This window comes from Glacieibacterium arshaanense (assembly GCF_004681125.1).
GTDB classification, from domain to species: domain Bacteria; phylum Pseudomonadota; class Alphaproteobacteria; order Sphingomonadales; family Sphingomonadaceae; genus Polymorphobacter_A; species Polymorphobacter_A arshaanense.
Window position 1 is genome coordinate 242,200 of record NZ_SIHO01000003.1, and the last position, 12,820, is coordinate 255,019.

The 12,820-nt window shown below is 66.9% G+C and carries 14 protein-coding genes; 8 read left to right on the forward strand and 6 right to left on the reverse strand.

What is annotated here, in order from left to right:
- Positions 1 to 36: 36 nt before the first annotated feature.
- The gene (locus tag EUV02_RS13150; RefSeq protein ID WP_135246749.1) at positions 37 to 1,365 is read right to left on the reverse strand and encodes a DEAD/DEAH box helicase; all 1,329 of its coding nucleotides are present in this window, start codon (positions 1,363 to 1,365) and stop codon (positions 37 to 39) included.
- A 228-nt stretch (positions 1,366 to 1,593) separates the two neighbouring features.
- Entirely contained in the window at positions 1,594 to 2,826 is a 1,233-nt protein-coding gene (locus EUV02_RS13155; RefSeq protein ID WP_135246750.1) for an MFS transporter, read from the reverse strand.
- Positions 2,827 to 2,934: 108 nt separating this feature from the next.
- Between EUV02_RS13155 and EUV02_RS13160 the strand changes: the two genes are divergently transcribed.
- The 4 genes from EUV02_RS13160 to EUV02_RS13175 all read left to right on the forward strand — a co-directional run bounded on the left by EUV02_RS13160 (position 2,935) and on the right by EUV02_RS13175 (position 6,304).
- Positions 2,935 to 3,360: an RrF2 family transcriptional regulator gene (locus EUV02_RS13160; protein ID WP_135246751.1), complete on the forward strand. Its 426-nt coding sequence runs from the start codon at positions 2,935 to 2,937 to the stop codon at positions 3,358 to 3,360.
- A 199-nt stretch (positions 3,361 to 3,559) separates the two neighbouring features.
- Positions 3,560 to 4,420 carry a sulfate ABC transporter permease subunit CysT gene (cysT, locus tag EUV02_RS13165; RefSeq protein WP_243445908.1) on the forward strand — a complete coding sequence of 287 codons (861 nt, stop codon included), beginning with the start codon at positions 3,560 to 3,562 and terminating at the stop codon, positions 4,418 to 4,420.
- On the forward strand, positions 4,417 to 5,259 hold the full coding sequence (cysW, locus tag EUV02_RS13170) for a sulfate ABC transporter permease subunit CysW (RefSeq protein ID WP_135246752.1): 843 nt from the start codon (positions 4,417 to 4,419) through the stop codon (positions 5,257 to 5,259). Before cysT ends, cysW begins: the two co-directional genes overlap by 4 nt.
- A 7-nt stretch (positions 5,260 to 5,266) precedes the next feature.
- Complete coding sequence (locus tag EUV02_RS13175) at positions 5,267 to 6,304, forward strand: sulfate/molybdate ABC transporter ATP-binding protein (RefSeq protein WP_135246753.1); 1,038 nt, start codon at positions 5,267 to 5,269, stop codon at positions 6,302 to 6,304.
- Between the two features lie 8 nt (positions 6,305 to 6,312).
- On the opposite strand, the gene EUV02_RS13180 is transcribed toward EUV02_RS13175, so the two are convergent.
- Genes EUV02_RS13180 through hemC form a run of 3 tightly spaced genes read right to left on the reverse strand, consistent with a single transcriptional unit; the run spans position 6,313 to position 8,941 of the window.
- Positions 6,313 to 7,329, reverse strand: a complete 1,017-nt coding sequence (locus tag EUV02_RS13180; RefSeq protein WP_135246754.1) for a hypothetical protein — start codon at positions 7,327 to 7,329, stop codon at positions 6,313 to 6,315.
- Between the two features lie 2 nt (positions 7,330 to 7,331).
- Entirely contained in the window at positions 7,332 to 8,021 is a 690-nt protein-coding gene (locus EUV02_RS13185) for a uroporphyrinogen-III synthase (RefSeq protein WP_135246755.1), read from the reverse strand.
- Positions 8,022 to 8,023: 2 nt separating this feature from the next.
- Entirely contained in the window at positions 8,024 to 8,941 is a 918-nt protein-coding gene (hemC, locus tag EUV02_RS13190; protein WP_135246756.1) for a hydroxymethylbilane synthase, read from the reverse strand.
- 29 nt (positions 8,942 to 8,970) lie between these two features.
- Here hemC and EUV02_RS13195 point away from each other — a divergent pair, with 29 nt between their 5' ends.
- The 3 genes from EUV02_RS13195 to EUV02_RS13205 are packed head-to-tail and all read left to right on the forward strand — an operon-like array spanning position 8,971 to position 11,425.
- Complete coding sequence (locus tag EUV02_RS13195) at positions 8,971 to 9,408, forward strand: ASCH domain-containing protein (protein WP_135246757.1); 438 nt, start codon at positions 8,971 to 8,973, stop codon at positions 9,406 to 9,408.
- Entirely contained in the window at positions 9,405 to 10,454 is a 1,050-nt protein-coding gene (gene tsaD, locus EUV02_RS13200; RefSeq protein ID WP_243445909.1) for a tRNA (adenosine(37)-N6)-threonylcarbamoyltransferase complex transferase subunit TsaD, read from the forward strand. The genes EUV02_RS13195 and tsaD overlap by 4 nt, the downstream gene beginning before the upstream one ends.
- Positions 10,451 to 11,425, forward strand: a complete 975-nt coding sequence (locus tag EUV02_RS13205) for an NAD(P)H-dependent glycerol-3-phosphate dehydrogenase (RefSeq protein WP_135246759.1) — start codon at positions 10,451 to 10,453, stop codon at positions 11,423 to 11,425. Before tsaD ends, EUV02_RS13205 begins: the two co-directional genes overlap by 4 nt.
- Before the next feature lie 152 nt (positions 11,426 to 11,577).
- Here EUV02_RS13205 and EUV02_RS13210 read toward each other — a convergent pair whose 3' ends face one another.
- Positions 11,578 to 11,748: a DUF1674 domain-containing protein gene (locus EUV02_RS13210; RefSeq protein WP_135246760.1), complete on the reverse strand. Its 171-nt coding sequence runs from the start codon at positions 11,746 to 11,748 to the stop codon at positions 11,578 to 11,580.
- A gap of 94 nt (positions 11,749 to 11,842) precedes the next feature.
- On the opposite strand from EUV02_RS13210, the gene EUV02_RS13215 reads away from it, so the two are divergent.
- Positions 11,843 to 12,676, forward strand: a complete 834-nt coding sequence (locus EUV02_RS13215; RefSeq protein ID WP_135246761.1) for an SDR family NAD(P)-dependent oxidoreductase — start codon at positions 11,843 to 11,845, stop codon at positions 12,674 to 12,676.
- Positions 12,677 to 12,820: the final 144 nt, after the last annotated feature.

Below are 12,820 nucleotides of genomic sequence, written 5' to 3' on the forward strand. Positions count from 1 at the left end.
AGTCGCGCGCCCCGCTTTTTCGATGTGACGAAGCGCTTAGCGCGGACCGCGCGAGCGAATCGGGTTCACCACCACGCGCGGGTCGCGCGCCGGCTTGGCGCTGCCGTAGCGGCCCTTGCCCTGGCCACCACCGCCACCGGGGCGGCGGCCGGCCATGCTGCGCGGATCGCGTTCTTCACGCGGCGGCGGAGGTGCGGCCTTTTCGCGGGCGGCAGTTGCCGACACCAGCGCACGGAAATCGGCGGGCAGCGGCAGCATATCGACCTTGATGCGCGTCAGCTTTTCGATGTCGCGCAGGAACGGCCGCTCGTCATCGGCGCAGAACGCGATGGCCTGGCCGGTGGCGCCGGCACGTGCGGTGCGGCCGATGCGGTGGACATAGCTTTCGGGAACGTTCGGCAGTTCATAGTTTATGACGTGGCTGACGCCGTCGACATCGATGCCGCGGGCGGCGATGTCGGTGGCGACTAGCACCTTGCAGTTGCCGCGCTTGAACGCATCGAGTGCGCGCTCGCGCTGGCCCTGGCTCTTGTTGCCGTGGATCGCCTCGGCAACGATGCCGGCATTGCCAAGCTGGCGGACGACGCGATCGGCGCCGTGCTTGGTGCGGGTGAATACCAGCGAACGTTCGACGCCTTCACCGCGCAGCACGCTTTGCAGCAGCGCCGGCTTTTCGGACTGGTTGACGAAGCACACCCATTGCTCGACGCGCTCGGCGGTGGTCGCCGCCGGCTTGACCGACACCTTGACCGGATCGGTCAGGAAGCGGCTGGCGAGGTCTTCGATGGTGCGCGGCATCGTTGCCGAGAAGAACAAAGTCTGGCGCGCCTTCGGCAGGATCTGCACGATGCGCTTCAGCGCATGGATGAAGCCGAGGTCGAGCATCTGGTCGGCTTCGTCGAGCACCAGCACTTCGACCTTGCGCAGGTCGACAGCACCGCGGTCGATGAGGTCGATCAGCCGGCCCGGCGTTGCCACCATGATATCGACGCCGTGGCCGGCATCGCGAATCTGCTTGTTGATCGGCACGCCACCGAACACGACGTTGACCGATAGCCGCATGAAGCGGCCATAGGCGCGGAAGCTGTCGGCGATCTGGCTGGCGAGTTCACGCGTCGGCGCTAGCACGAGGCAGCGCACCGAGCCGCGCGTCGGCGACTTGGGTTGCAGCGACAGGCGGTGCAGCGTCGGCAGCGCGAACGCCGCGGTTTTGCCGGTGCCCGTCTGCGCGATGCCGCACAGGTCGCGACCGGTCATCACGGACGGGATAGCCTGCGCCTGAATCGGCGTCGGGGTGTGATAGCCTTCGGCAGCAAGCGCCTTGGCAATCGGTTCGGCGAGGCCGAAATCGGAAAATTGAGTCAATTTGGTACTTTCTGGTCGCGTGCAAAATGCACATGCGACGCCTGCACCGAAATGGTGCGGAGGTCGCGGGGGGTCTTTTCGACGACCCGCATGATAAGGGCAGCCCGGGTGGGGAGTGCGCATGAGAACGATGTCGAGGCGGTTTCGCCTGATCACGCACATCGTTCGAGCAGCGGCACCTTGGCCACGCTTACGCAGTGCGGCATATGGACGTGACGGCGCGGAATGTCAAGTTGCAGGGTGGGGATTGCGCTCCGGCGCCGGCCGCGACAGCCAGATCACTAGGCATGCCAGCGCCAACCCGACGATGCCGATGCCCGCTTCGGCGAGCAGCATGTTGGTCGAGCCGTAGCGCGTCTGTACCGCGCCGACGATCATCGTCACCACCGGCACCGGCAGGTTGGCGGCGCTCGAAAACGTCGCACCCATCGTTGCAGCGCCGACACTGCCGAGGCATTCGAAGCACACCGCGCCGATCGCCGCCCAGGCCGCGCCGGTCAGCATCGCATTGACCAGCACCATAGTGCCGAACCAACCCGGCGTGTGCGGCGCCAGTGCCATCACCAGCAACCCGACGGCGCTGACAAAGCTGCAGCCGACGAATACCGCACGGCGCGGATAGCGGTCGGCAAGATAGCCGCCGAACAGAGCGCCGGGGATACTGGCCACGCCGCCGAGTGCGCCGGTGGTCAGCGCCACTAGATCGGCGGACGCGCCCCAGTCATCGGCAACCGCGCTCCACAAATTCGCTGACGCTGCCAGCGCGACCGGGGTCATCGACAGCATCAGCGCCAATGCGCCTTTGCGCGTTCGCAAGATCTCCAGCAGCGTCCGGCCGAGCGCGGCGAACTGCGTCCCGAGCCTGAGTCCTGCCTGCCGCTCCGGCAGCCGCACGCGCCGCATCGGCAGCGCTGCGAACAGGATGATCGCCGCCATCAGCAGTGCCGCACCCTCGACGCCGGCGCCGTGCTGCGCCAGCCATAGCCCGGCGCCGCCGCCAACTCCCTGGCCGCCGAGTTGCCCGGCCTGTTGCCAGCCCGCAACTGCGCCGCGCTCGCTAACCGGGTTGGTCTGCGCCATCAGCGCCGTCGTCGCAGTTGCCGACACCGCCGTGGCTATGCCCAGCAGCAGGCTGAGCGCCGACAATAGCGGCATCGACGCCGTCACCAGCGGGGTCACCGCAATGCCGGCGAGCGCCGCGAGCGTGGCGAAGGTCGCCAACCAGTACCAATGCTTGACGGTCAGGCTGACATCGATGACCGGACCGATCAGCAGCTTCGCGGATTGCGGGAACAGGAACAGCCCGACCAGCCCGGCAATCGCCGCAACGCTGACCCCGGCCTGCGCCAGTTCATACCCCAGCGCGATGGTCAGAAAGCCGCTGCAAAGCCCCCATGCCATGTAGAGCAGAGCAAACGCCGGCGGTCGTACGCCGCGCGTCGTGGCAACAGTTTCGTTCATGAATTTCCCCCTGCCGAAAGCTTGACAGCATGGTCGCGCAAGTCAATCGCCTATGTGGTAGGAAGGGGTTGTTTTGAGGGCCCGGCCGGTGCAATACGCGGGCGTATCATGTTGACCCAACGTTCTCGCTATGCGCTGCGCGCGCTGATCTTCCTGGCCCGCGCCGAAAGTGTCGCGCCGGTGCCGATCAGCACGATTGCCGCTGACCAGAAGCTGCCGCGCAAGTTTCTCGAAGCCATTCTGCTCGAACTGCGCAACGGTGGGCTGGTCGAAAGCTATCGTGGCAAGCTAGGCGGCTACCGTTTGGCGCGGGTGCCGCAGAAAATCAGTTTCGGCGAGATCATCCGGCTGATCGAAGGCCCGCTGGCGTTGGTGCCATGCGTCAGCGTAACCGCCTACCAGCCGTGCGCCGACTGTTTCGACGAAGCCACCTGCGCGATCCGCAAGGTCATGCTGACGGTGCGCGAATCGACCGCCAGTATCCTCGACAGCAAGACGCTCGCCGACATTCTGGAACAGCGCGAAGCTGCCTGAGCGGCTCGGCGTGTGGGCACGGCAAACCCAAGCTTGGGGCCGGCCAAGCATTTCGCTATTGCCCAGCAACTCGCTGGGCTTAGGTAACGCCATCATGGGGTGCCGATTCGGAAGGGCTGCGATGCGCCGAGGTTCAATGTTCGTGCTGCGCTCGGCCGAGGCCGGTGCGCGTGGCAATTAGGGGCAAACTTTGACGGCCGTGGCGCTTCAAACAGCGCGCGCGCGCGCGCCGCGCGGCATGGTCGAACGCTCGATCATGCCCGGTTTCGGGCTGACAATGGGCTTTACCGTCTTCTACCTCAGCGTCATCGTGCTCATCCCGCTATCGGCGGTATTCATCAAGTCCGCCGGGATGGGCTTCGAAGCCTTCGCCGAAGTCGCGCTGTCGAAGCGCGCGCTCTATGCCTACCGCCTGAGCTTCGGTGCTGCTGCCATCGCCGCTACGATCAACGCCGTGTTCGGGTTGATCGTCGCCTGGGTGCTGGTGCGCTACGAATTTCCCGGCAAACGCCTGGTCAATGCGCTAGTCGACCTGCCGTTTGCGCTGCCGACGGCGGTGGCAGGTATTGCATTGACCGCGCTTTATGCGCCCAACGGCTGGATCGGCTCATTGCTCGCCCCGTACGGCATCAAGGTGGCGTTCCAGCCGCTTGGCGTCGTCGTGGCGCTGACCTTCATCGGGCTGCCGTTCGTGGTGCGGACGGTCGAGCCGGTGCTCGCCGACCTTGGCCCCGAAGTCGAGGAGGCCGCCGCCAGCCTCGGCGCCGGGCGCTGGCAGACCTTTGCGCGCGTCATCTGGCCGGCGATCCTGCCGGCGCTGGCGACGGGCTTCGCACTGGCGTTTGCGCGCGCGGTTGGTGAATATGGCTCGGTGATATTCATCGCCGGGAACATGCCGTACAAGTCCGAAATCGCGCCGCTGCTCATCGTCATGCAACTCGAACAATATAATGTCCCGGGTGCGACAGCGATTGCCGTGACGATGTTGCTGGCGTCCTTCGCAATGCTATTCGCGATCAACCTGTTGCAGGGCTGGAGCCGGCGCAGGATGGCCGCATGAGTCGCAGCGTTTCCACCACCGAGCCGCGCTGGATGCGTTGGCTGTTGATCGGGCTGGCGCTTGGCTTCCTGGTGCTGAACCTCGCGCTGCCGCTGGCGGCAGTGTTCTTCGAAGCCTTCCGCAAGGGCTGGGACGCCTATGTTGCGGGCATCGTCGAGCCCGATGCCATTGCCGCAATGAAGCTGACGTTACTAGTGGCGTCTATCGCGGTGCCGCTCAACATCGTCTTCGGCATTAGCGCCGCCTGGGCGATCACCAAGTTCGAGTTCCGCTACAAATCGCTGCTGATCACGCTGATCGACCTGCCGTTTTCGGTGTCGCCGGTGGTGTCAGGGCTCGTCTATGTGCTGGTCTTCGGCCTGCAGGGCTGGCTTGGGCCATGGCTGCAGGCTCATGACTGGCAGATCATCTTCGCGGTCCCTGGCATTGTGCTCGCGACGATGTTCGTGACTTTTCCGTTCGTAGCGCGCGAGCTCATCCCGCTTATGCAGGAGCAGGGCCGAGAGGACGAGGAAGCCGCAATTTCACTCGGCGCCGGCGGCTGGCAGACGTTTACGCGCGTCACCTTGCCCAATATCCGTTGGGGGCTGCTTTACGGCGTGCTGCTGTGCAATGCCCGCGCGATGGGTGAATTCGGCGCGGTTTCGGTGGTATCGGGGCATATTCGCGGGCTGACCAACACCATGCCGCTGCACATCGAAATCCTGTACAACGAATACAACTTCGTCGCGGCGTTCGCGGTAGCCACACTGCTCGCCGGGCTCGCGCTGGTGACGCTGGCGATCAAGACGCTGCTCGAATGGCGCTACCGCGACCAGCTGCACGTCAGCGGTCATTGAGGAAAACATGACGGTTTCAGCCCATAACATCGTCAAGCATTTCGGCGCGTTCACCGCGCTCAATGACGTCAGCCTCGAAGCTCAGCCGGGCGAGTTCCTCGCGCTGCTCGGACCGTCGGGATCGGGCAAGACGACGCTTCTGCGCATCATGGCGGGGCTCGAATTCCCTGACAGCGGCAGCATCCGGTTCGACGGCGTCGATGTCTCGACGCGGCCGACGCGCGAGCGCGCTGTCGGCTTCGTGTTCCAGCACTATGCGCTGTTCCGCCACATGACGGTCGCCGAAAACGTCGGCTTCGGGCTGACGGTCAAACCCCGCAACGAGCGGCCGACGCCGGCAAGGATCAGCGCGCGAGTCGATGAACTGCTCAGCCTCGTCCAACTCGGCCACCTCGGCGACCGCTACCCGAGCCAGTTGTCGGGCGGTCAGCGCCAGCGGGTGGCACTCGCCCGAGCGCTTGCGGTCAATCCCAACATCCTGCTGCTCGACGAACCGTTCGGGGCGCTCGATGCCAAGGTGCGCAAGGACCTGCGACGCTGGCTGCGCGAAGTCCACCAGACGATGAAGCTGACGTCGGTGTTCGTCACGCACGACCAGGAAGAGGCGCTCGACCTTGCCGACCGCGTGGTTGTGATGAACCACGGCGTCATCGAGCAGATCGACACGCCCGACGCGGTCTATAACCGCCCGGCGAGCGCCTTCGTCTGCGACTTCCTCGGTAATGCCAACAAGCTCGATTGCACGATTGCGAACGGCGCGGTCGAAATCGGCGGCCACCGTATCGAAAACACTGCGCCACCAGCCAGCGATGGCCTTGGCGTCGCGTTCATCCGACCACATGAATTCGATGTTGCCGCTGCCGGCCAGCCCGGTGTACCGGTGACGCTACGCCGGCTGACGCGCACCGGCCCGATGGCGGCGCTCGATTGCCTGACTGAAACCGGCGCATTAATCGAAATGACGACGATCGAGCCGCCCACGGGATTGCTGCCCGGCGCTGCGCTAACCCTGGTGCCGCGCCGCGTCCGCGCCTATTCGGCCTGACGCCTCGATCAGCCCTTGGGGGCGACCGGCGGCAGCGGCGCCAGCGCCGCACTTTCCAATACCGCCAAGCCACGCATGCCGGTGCGCAGCCGCCCCGCGTTGTTCAGCCAAGTGCTGGCGATGCGGCGCTTGTCGGCGGGCAGCGCGCCAATCTGCAAGACCGCGCCATCGACGTTGCCGATGAGCAGCGCGGCCTGTGCGGCAGCGACGCGGTCGACTGGGTCGGTCGCGGCACTGCCGGTTTCGCGGACGCGGACGATGCTCGACAGGCTGTTAGTGAACGTGTCCCACCAGCTCGCATCGGCGGGCGCGACAGCGCCGGTCAGCCGAGGTGCCAGCTGCGCAAGATCGCGCGCCAGGCTGCGCGACGTCACCGGTGCTGCGCCCAGCGCCAGCACGGCGGCAAGCGGCTCGGCATGCGCAGCACCGAAACGCGACTGCAGCGCCGCCTCGGCACTCGGCACTGCAACCGCGAGCTTTTCGCCCTTTTCGAGCGCGCGGCGCGTCACCCCGAGCAGCAACACTGACTGCGCCGCTTCGGCGTCATGCGCGACGCTGGCGAGCGTCGCTTGCGTCGCTGCCGCACTGGCATCGACGCGTGCTGCCAGCATCGAGACCTGCGTGCTGACCGCATCGATGCGCGCGTTGGTCGTGCCGATGCGCGACGTCAGCTGACCGAAATCGCCGCCGGCCAATGCTGCCGTTGCGGCGGGCTTTTCCGGTTGCGCCTCGAGTGCGGCGACACGACGTTCGATCTTGAGCGTTGCGGCACGCTGGGCTTCGAGATCGGCGACTGTCGGAAGTGTCGACGCGGCAAACCCCGGCAGCTGGCTGCGGATGCGCGTTTCGAACCACGGGTTGGCAATCAGCCCCAGTGCAAACGCTAGCAGCACCGCGCTGATGACCCACGGCAACACCGGTCGCGACCGCGGTGGTGGCGATGCTAGTGGGCGTTCACGCAGCGCGTTGATGCGGTCGAGGCTCGACCGGCTCAGGCTGGGGGCGTCAGTGTCGGTAGGGTCCATCGTCAGCCCTTGTCGCACACCAGCCCCGCCGCCGCAAAGAGCGCAGCTTCGTTGGGGGTCGCGGCGATGCTGACATGCCGCCAGCCATTGCCCGCAGCGGCGGCGACTTTGGCGCTGAGCGCCGCGACGTGCAGCGCCCCGCGCGCCACACCGGCACGGTCGGCAAGCGCCGCGAATACCTGCGCGCTGCGTGCCGAATAGAGCAGCACGACGTCGATTTCGCCTGCCGCCAGTGCTATGCGCGCCGCATCAGGCAGCGTACGGGCGCGGCGTGCAGCATAGACGATGCGGACATCGACCGTCATGCCAGCAGGCAGCTGGGCGCGGGTCCGGTCGGCACCCGCGAGATGCAACAAAGTGGAGATGCCTGCGGCATCCGCCGTCGCCAGCGCCGCCGCAACATCGCCGCCGCCGTCGCAGACGTCGCCGAACCCGGCAGCGCGCAGCGCCACAGCAGTCGTGGAGCCTACGGCATAAACGGGCAGCGCGCGGTACGCCAGCAGGGCTTCACCGCCATGGCGCACCGCATTGGCGCTGGTCACGAGCAGCGCCTGCGGCCCATGGGCGGGTACAACCCAGCGTCGCGGCGCAGTCACAAGCAGCGGTGCCAGCAACGCCGCATGGCCGAGACCGGCGAGCGCCACCGCGGTGGCGCTTGCCGCCGGCTCGGGACGCGTCACCAAAACGCGCATGGTCAGTGGTTGAAGCGCGCGGCGAGGTCGGGACTGGCCGCGGCGAGCAGCCGTGCCGCTAGCGCACGCACCGCAGCGGGGGCGGCATCGAGCGGCTCGGCGAAGCTGTCGCAGACGCGCTCGCGCCCGTCGGGGGCGAGCAGCTCGGCGCGCATGTGCACCATCGCGCCGTCGATTGTCGCGAGCGCCGCCACCGGGCTGTGGCAATCGGCGCCTAGCGCGGCGAGCAAGTCGCGTTCGAGCCGCACCGCCTGTGATGTCGGTGCATCATCGATCGCGGCGAGCAGCGCGGCGGTCGCGGTGTCCCTGGCGCGCAATGTTGTGCCCACGGCGCCCTGCGACGCCGCCGGCAGCATCGTTTCGATGGGGATGGGTGTGCCGACATCATGCCCTAGCCGCGCCAGCCCGGCGGCCGCGAGCAGTGTTGCATCAATATCGCGGTTGGCAACGCGGGCGAGGCGCGTCGCGACATTGCCGCGCAGCATCGACACCAGCAAATCGGGGCGCAACGCCAGCAACTGCGCGGCGCGGCGCGGGCTCGACGTACCGAGTCGCGCGCTGTGCGGTAGTGCGTCGATGCTGGTCGCGCCGATCAGCCGGTCGCGGACATCGGCGCGCGGCAGCATCGGCCCGAGCACCACGCCCGCCGCGAGTTCGGTTTCGACGTCCTTCATCGAATGCACCGCAAGGTCGACACGGCCATCGAGCAGCGCGGCATCGAGCTCCTTTGTCCAAAGCGCCTTGCCGCCAATTTCGGCGAGCGGCCGGTCTTGCACGCGGTCGCCGGTGGTCACCACCGTGACGATTTCGACGGCGTCCTCGCGCCAACCGTGCGCAGCCGCCAAAGCTGCGGCCACCAGCCGCGCCTGCACCAGCGCCAGCGGTGATCCACGTGTGCCTAGTTTGAGCATTTCAGTCATCGCATGCCTTCTGCTAGACGCGCTGGATAATGGCAAGTGACACGACACCCCGCGCACCCGGCAACGCGCCGCCCACCGACTGGGCGACGCTACCAAGCTTTGCCTTCGGCGATACTGCTGCCCCGGCAGATCCGGCGCTTGCCGACGCACTGCTGGCGTTGGTGCTGGCGGGTACTAAGACAGCTACGTGCTGGGATGCCCGCGAAGGGCTAAAGGGCAGCGCGGTGGGTGCCTGCTGGGTGGTGCTCGACGGCGCGCGCACGCCGCGCGCAGTGTTGCGGACGTCGTCGCTCGAAAAATGCCGGTACGATCAAGTCAGCGCCGAATTCGCCTGGCTTGAAGGCGAGGATGACCGGTCGCTTGCCGCATGGCGGGCCGGACATCGCCAGTTTTTCGAAGGCGACGGCCATTTCGCGACCGAGATGTGGCTGTGGTGCGAACGCTTCGAGCTGGTGGCGGTGCTGTGAGCGCGCTCATTCTGGGCATCGAATCGAGTTGCGATGAAACCGCCGTGGCACTGGTCCGCGCCGACCGCACCATCGTTGCGCAGGCGGTCGCGTCGCAGGATGCAGAGCACCGGCCGTTCGGCGGCGTAGTCCCCGAACTCGCCGCGCGCGCGCATGTCGAGCGGCTGACGCCGATGGTTGAGGCGGTGCTGGCGCAGGCTGGCATCAAGCTCGCCGATGTCGATGCGATTGCCTCTACCGCCGGGCCGGGGCTGATCGGCGGCGTCATGGTCGGGCTGGTCACTGCCAAGGCGCTGAGCTTTGCCGCGAACAAGCCGCTGCTGGCCATCAATCACCTCGAAGGCCATGCGCTGTCGCCGCGGCTCGCTGACAGCGGCCTGCAGTTTCCCTATCTGCTGCTGCTGGTATCGGGCGGGCATTGTCAGTTGCTCGCGGTCGACGGCGTTGGGCGTTACCGACGGCTGGCGACGACAATCGATGACGCGGCTGGCGAGGCGTTCGACAAGGTTGCCAAGATTCTCGGCCTCGGTTTCCCCGGCGGACCGGCAGTCGAGCGCGCCGCGAAAACTGGTAACCCATTCGCCTACAAACTGCCGCGGCCGTTGCTCAACACCGACGAACCGCATTTCAGCTTCGCCGGGCTGAAAAGCGCCGTGCTGCGCGCCTGGGCTGCCGCACCCGACAAGTCGTTGCCAGCCTCCGCCGACCTCGCCGCGAGCTTTCAAGCCGCGGTTGTCGATTGCCTGACCGACCGCACGCGCCTTGCGCTGGCCGTCATGCCCGAAGCGACGGCGCTGGTGGTGGCGGGCGGCGTCGCCGCAAATTCGGCCATTCGGGATGCACTGCGCAGTATAGCGGTCGGCGCCGGGCTGCCGTTCGTCGCGCCGCCGCTTTGGCTGTGCACCGACAATGCCGCGATGATCGCCTGGGCCGGTGCCGAGCGGCTGGCCCTGGGACTGGTCGATGGGCTCGACGCGGTGGCGCGGCCGCGCTGGCCGCTCGATCCCGATGGTGAAGCGGTGCGCGGGGCAGGGGTGAAGGCATGATTGCAGTATTGGGCGGCGGTGCCTGGGGCACGGCCCTGGCGCAAGTCATGGCGCGCGGCGGCGAGGATGTGCGGCTATGGGCGCGTGAGCCCGAAGTCGTCGCGGCGGTCAACGATACCCACGCCAACCCGTTGTTCCTGCCCGATGTCGCGCTCGACCCGCGCATTGTCGCGACCGCCGATATGGCGGCGCTGGCCAAAGCCGATGTGTGGCTGGTCGTCGCGCCGGCACAGCATTTGCGTACGGTGCTCGCCGCCGCACCTGTCGCGCATCATCCGATACTGGTGTTGTGCGCCAAGGGTATCGAAACCGGCACGCTGGCACTGATGGCCGAAGTCGCCGCCGAGGTTGCGCCAGGTTGTCCGGTCGCAGTGCTGTCGGGGCCGACGTTCGCAGGCGAAGTCGCGCGCGGTCTGCCGACCGCGATCACACTCGCTTGCGCCGATTCGGATGTCGGTGCAGCGCTGGTCAAGCGGCTGGCGCGCCCGGCGTTCCGCCCCTACCTAACCGATGATGTCACCGGGGCCGAAATCGGCGGCGCAGTGAAGAACGTGCTGGCGATTGCCTGCGGCGTCGTCGTCGGGCGCAAGCTCGGCGAGAATGCCCGCGCCGCGATCATCTCGCGCGGCTTCGCTGAAATGCTGCGCTTCGGGCTGGCACGCGGCGCCCGCGCCGAAACGCTGACCGGGCTGTCGGGGCTCGGCGACCTCGTGCTGACCTGCGGCTCGGTGCAGTCACGCAACATGAGCCTGGGTGTGGCGATCGGCGAAGGCCAACCCGCCAGCGACCTCCTCGCCAACCGGCGTACCGTCGCCGAAGGTGCCGCGACCGCACCCGTGTTGCTCGCCGCCGCCGCCGCCACCGGGGTCGAAATGCCGATCTGCGCGGGTGTGGCGACACTGCTCGGCGGCGCGGCGGTCGATACTGTCATCGGTGCGTTGCTCAGCCGGCCGCTGCGTAGCGAAGGCTGATAGTGCGGGAAGGGCCTCCGGCGGGCAGACCTCGGGCCTGCACCAAACGTCTTGCGGTGCGTCAATGCGACCAGCGACGGTCATGTAAGCACTGCCCCAAACCTATGGTACAGGCCTGAGGCCTGCCTGCTGGAGGCTCTTTCTGCTGTCCGTCAGAAATCGACGGCAATGCCCTTGCGTTCCCAATCGCCGTAGCGCGTCGGGTCGAGGCCGTCGCGGCCGCCGCGTTCTTCGCCGGCCGGCTTGGCTTCGGGCTGCGGCACCGGCGGTGACTTGGGCGGGACGTAGTCCGTAGGCGGACGCTTGGTGGCGGCTTTCGCCATTTCCTGACTTCTCCAAAATTCGTTGCTGGTCTACGCGTCTTGCCAGTGCTGCGCCAGCAATCATGCGCGCGTGGCACGCCAGATGGGGAGCGACATGGCAGCACAGGCTAGTCTCGAAGGGCGCGTCATAGCGGTCACCGGCGCGGGCAGCGGCATCGGGCGGGCACTGGCGAAGCTGCTGGCATCTAAGGGGGCTAAGCTCGCGCTCGCCGACAAGGACGCCAAGGGGCTGGCCGAAACTGCCGCCATGCTGGGCAACTACCCGCAGTCAACGACCGTGCTCGACGTCCGCGACGAGGCCGCGGTCAAGGCGTGGATCGATGCCGCTGTCGCCGACTATGGCAAGCTCGACGGCATCATCAACAACGCCGGGCTCAGCGTCATGGCGCCGTTCGCCGATTGCCCCAAGGATGATTTCGATCTGGTGATGAACGTTAACTTCGATGGCGTCGTGTCTGGGTGCCGCCACGCGCTGCCACATCTGAAAAAGTCCGACACCGCATGGATCGTCAACATCAGCTCGGTATTCGGGCTGATGGGCTTCCCGACGCAGTCGGCGTACAATGCCTCGAAGTTCGCGGTACGCGGGCTAACCGAGGCGCTGCACATCGAACTCGGCATGACCGATCCGCACATCCGCGTCATCCGCGTCCACCCCGGCGGTATCAAGACCAACGTCGCGCGCAACGCCAAGCGTATCGCCGGCATGCCGGGGCAGGTCATGGGCGACGACCCAGGCGCGGATTTCGAGGCGGCAGCGCGCACCACGCCCGAACAGGCGGCGCTGACCATCGTCACCGGCATGGAAAAGGGCACCCACCGCGTGCTGATTGGCGCCGATGCCAAGGTCATCGACTGGATCGTGCGGATCTTCCCGGTCAACTATTTCAAGCGGCTGAGCGGCGTACTCGGCGGCAAGAAGGACTGACCCAAGAGCCTCCGGCGGGCAGGCGTGACGCCTGCACCCGATTGCTTTCCGCGACCCATTTTCGACGCCGGCGCTTGCAGCACTGGCAGCAACAGGGTGCGGGCGTCACGTCTGCCCGCCGGAGGCCCTTTCGCTAAACGCAAA

What these genes read in the sequence shown, in the direction of transcription:
- EUV02_RS13210 (WP_135246760.1), bottom strand. Translation starts at nt 11,748, where the DNA reads ATGGCGAAAGCCGCCACCAAGCGTCCGCCTACGGACTACGTCCCGCCC.
- EUV02_RS13175 (WP_135246753.1), top strand. Translation starts at nt 5,267, where the DNA reads ATGACGGTTTCAGCCCATAACATCGTCAAGCATTTCGGCGCGTTCACC.
- EUV02_RS13215 (WP_135246761.1), top strand. Translation starts at nt 11,843, where the DNA reads ATGGCAGCACAGGCTAGTCTCGAAGGGCGCGTCATAGCGGTCACCGGC.
- hemC (WP_135246756.1), bottom strand. Translation starts at nt 8,941, where the DNA reads ATGACTGAAATGCTCAAACTAGGCACACGTGGATCACCGCTGGCGCTG.
- EUV02_RS13205 (WP_135246759.1), top strand. Translation starts at nt 10,451, where the DNA reads ATGATTGCAGTATTGGGCGGCGGTGCCTGGGGCACGGCCCTGGCGCAA.
- EUV02_RS13185 (WP_135246755.1), bottom strand. Translation starts at nt 8,021, where the DNA reads ATGCGCGTTTTGGTGACGCGTCCCGAGCCGGCGGCAAGCGCCACCGCG.
- EUV02_RS13180 (WP_135246754.1), bottom strand. Translation starts at nt 7,329, where the DNA reads ATGGACCCTACCGACACTGACGCCCCCAGCCTGAGCCGGTCGAGCCTC.
- EUV02_RS13160 (WP_135246751.1), top strand. Translation starts at nt 2,935, where the DNA reads ATGTTGACCCAACGTTCTCGCTATGCGCTGCGCGCGCTGATCTTCCTG.
- EUV02_RS13195 (WP_135246757.1), top strand. Translation starts at nt 8,971, where the DNA reads ATGGCAAGTGACACGACACCCCGCGCACCCGGCAACGCGCCGCCCACC.
- cysW (WP_135246752.1), top strand. Translation starts at nt 4,417, where the DNA reads ATGAGTCGCAGCGTTTCCACCACCGAGCCGCGCTGGATGCGTTGGCTG.
- EUV02_RS13155 (WP_135246750.1), bottom strand. Translation starts at nt 2,826, where the DNA reads ATGAACGAAACTGTTGCCACGACGCGCGGCGTACGACCGCCGGCGTTT.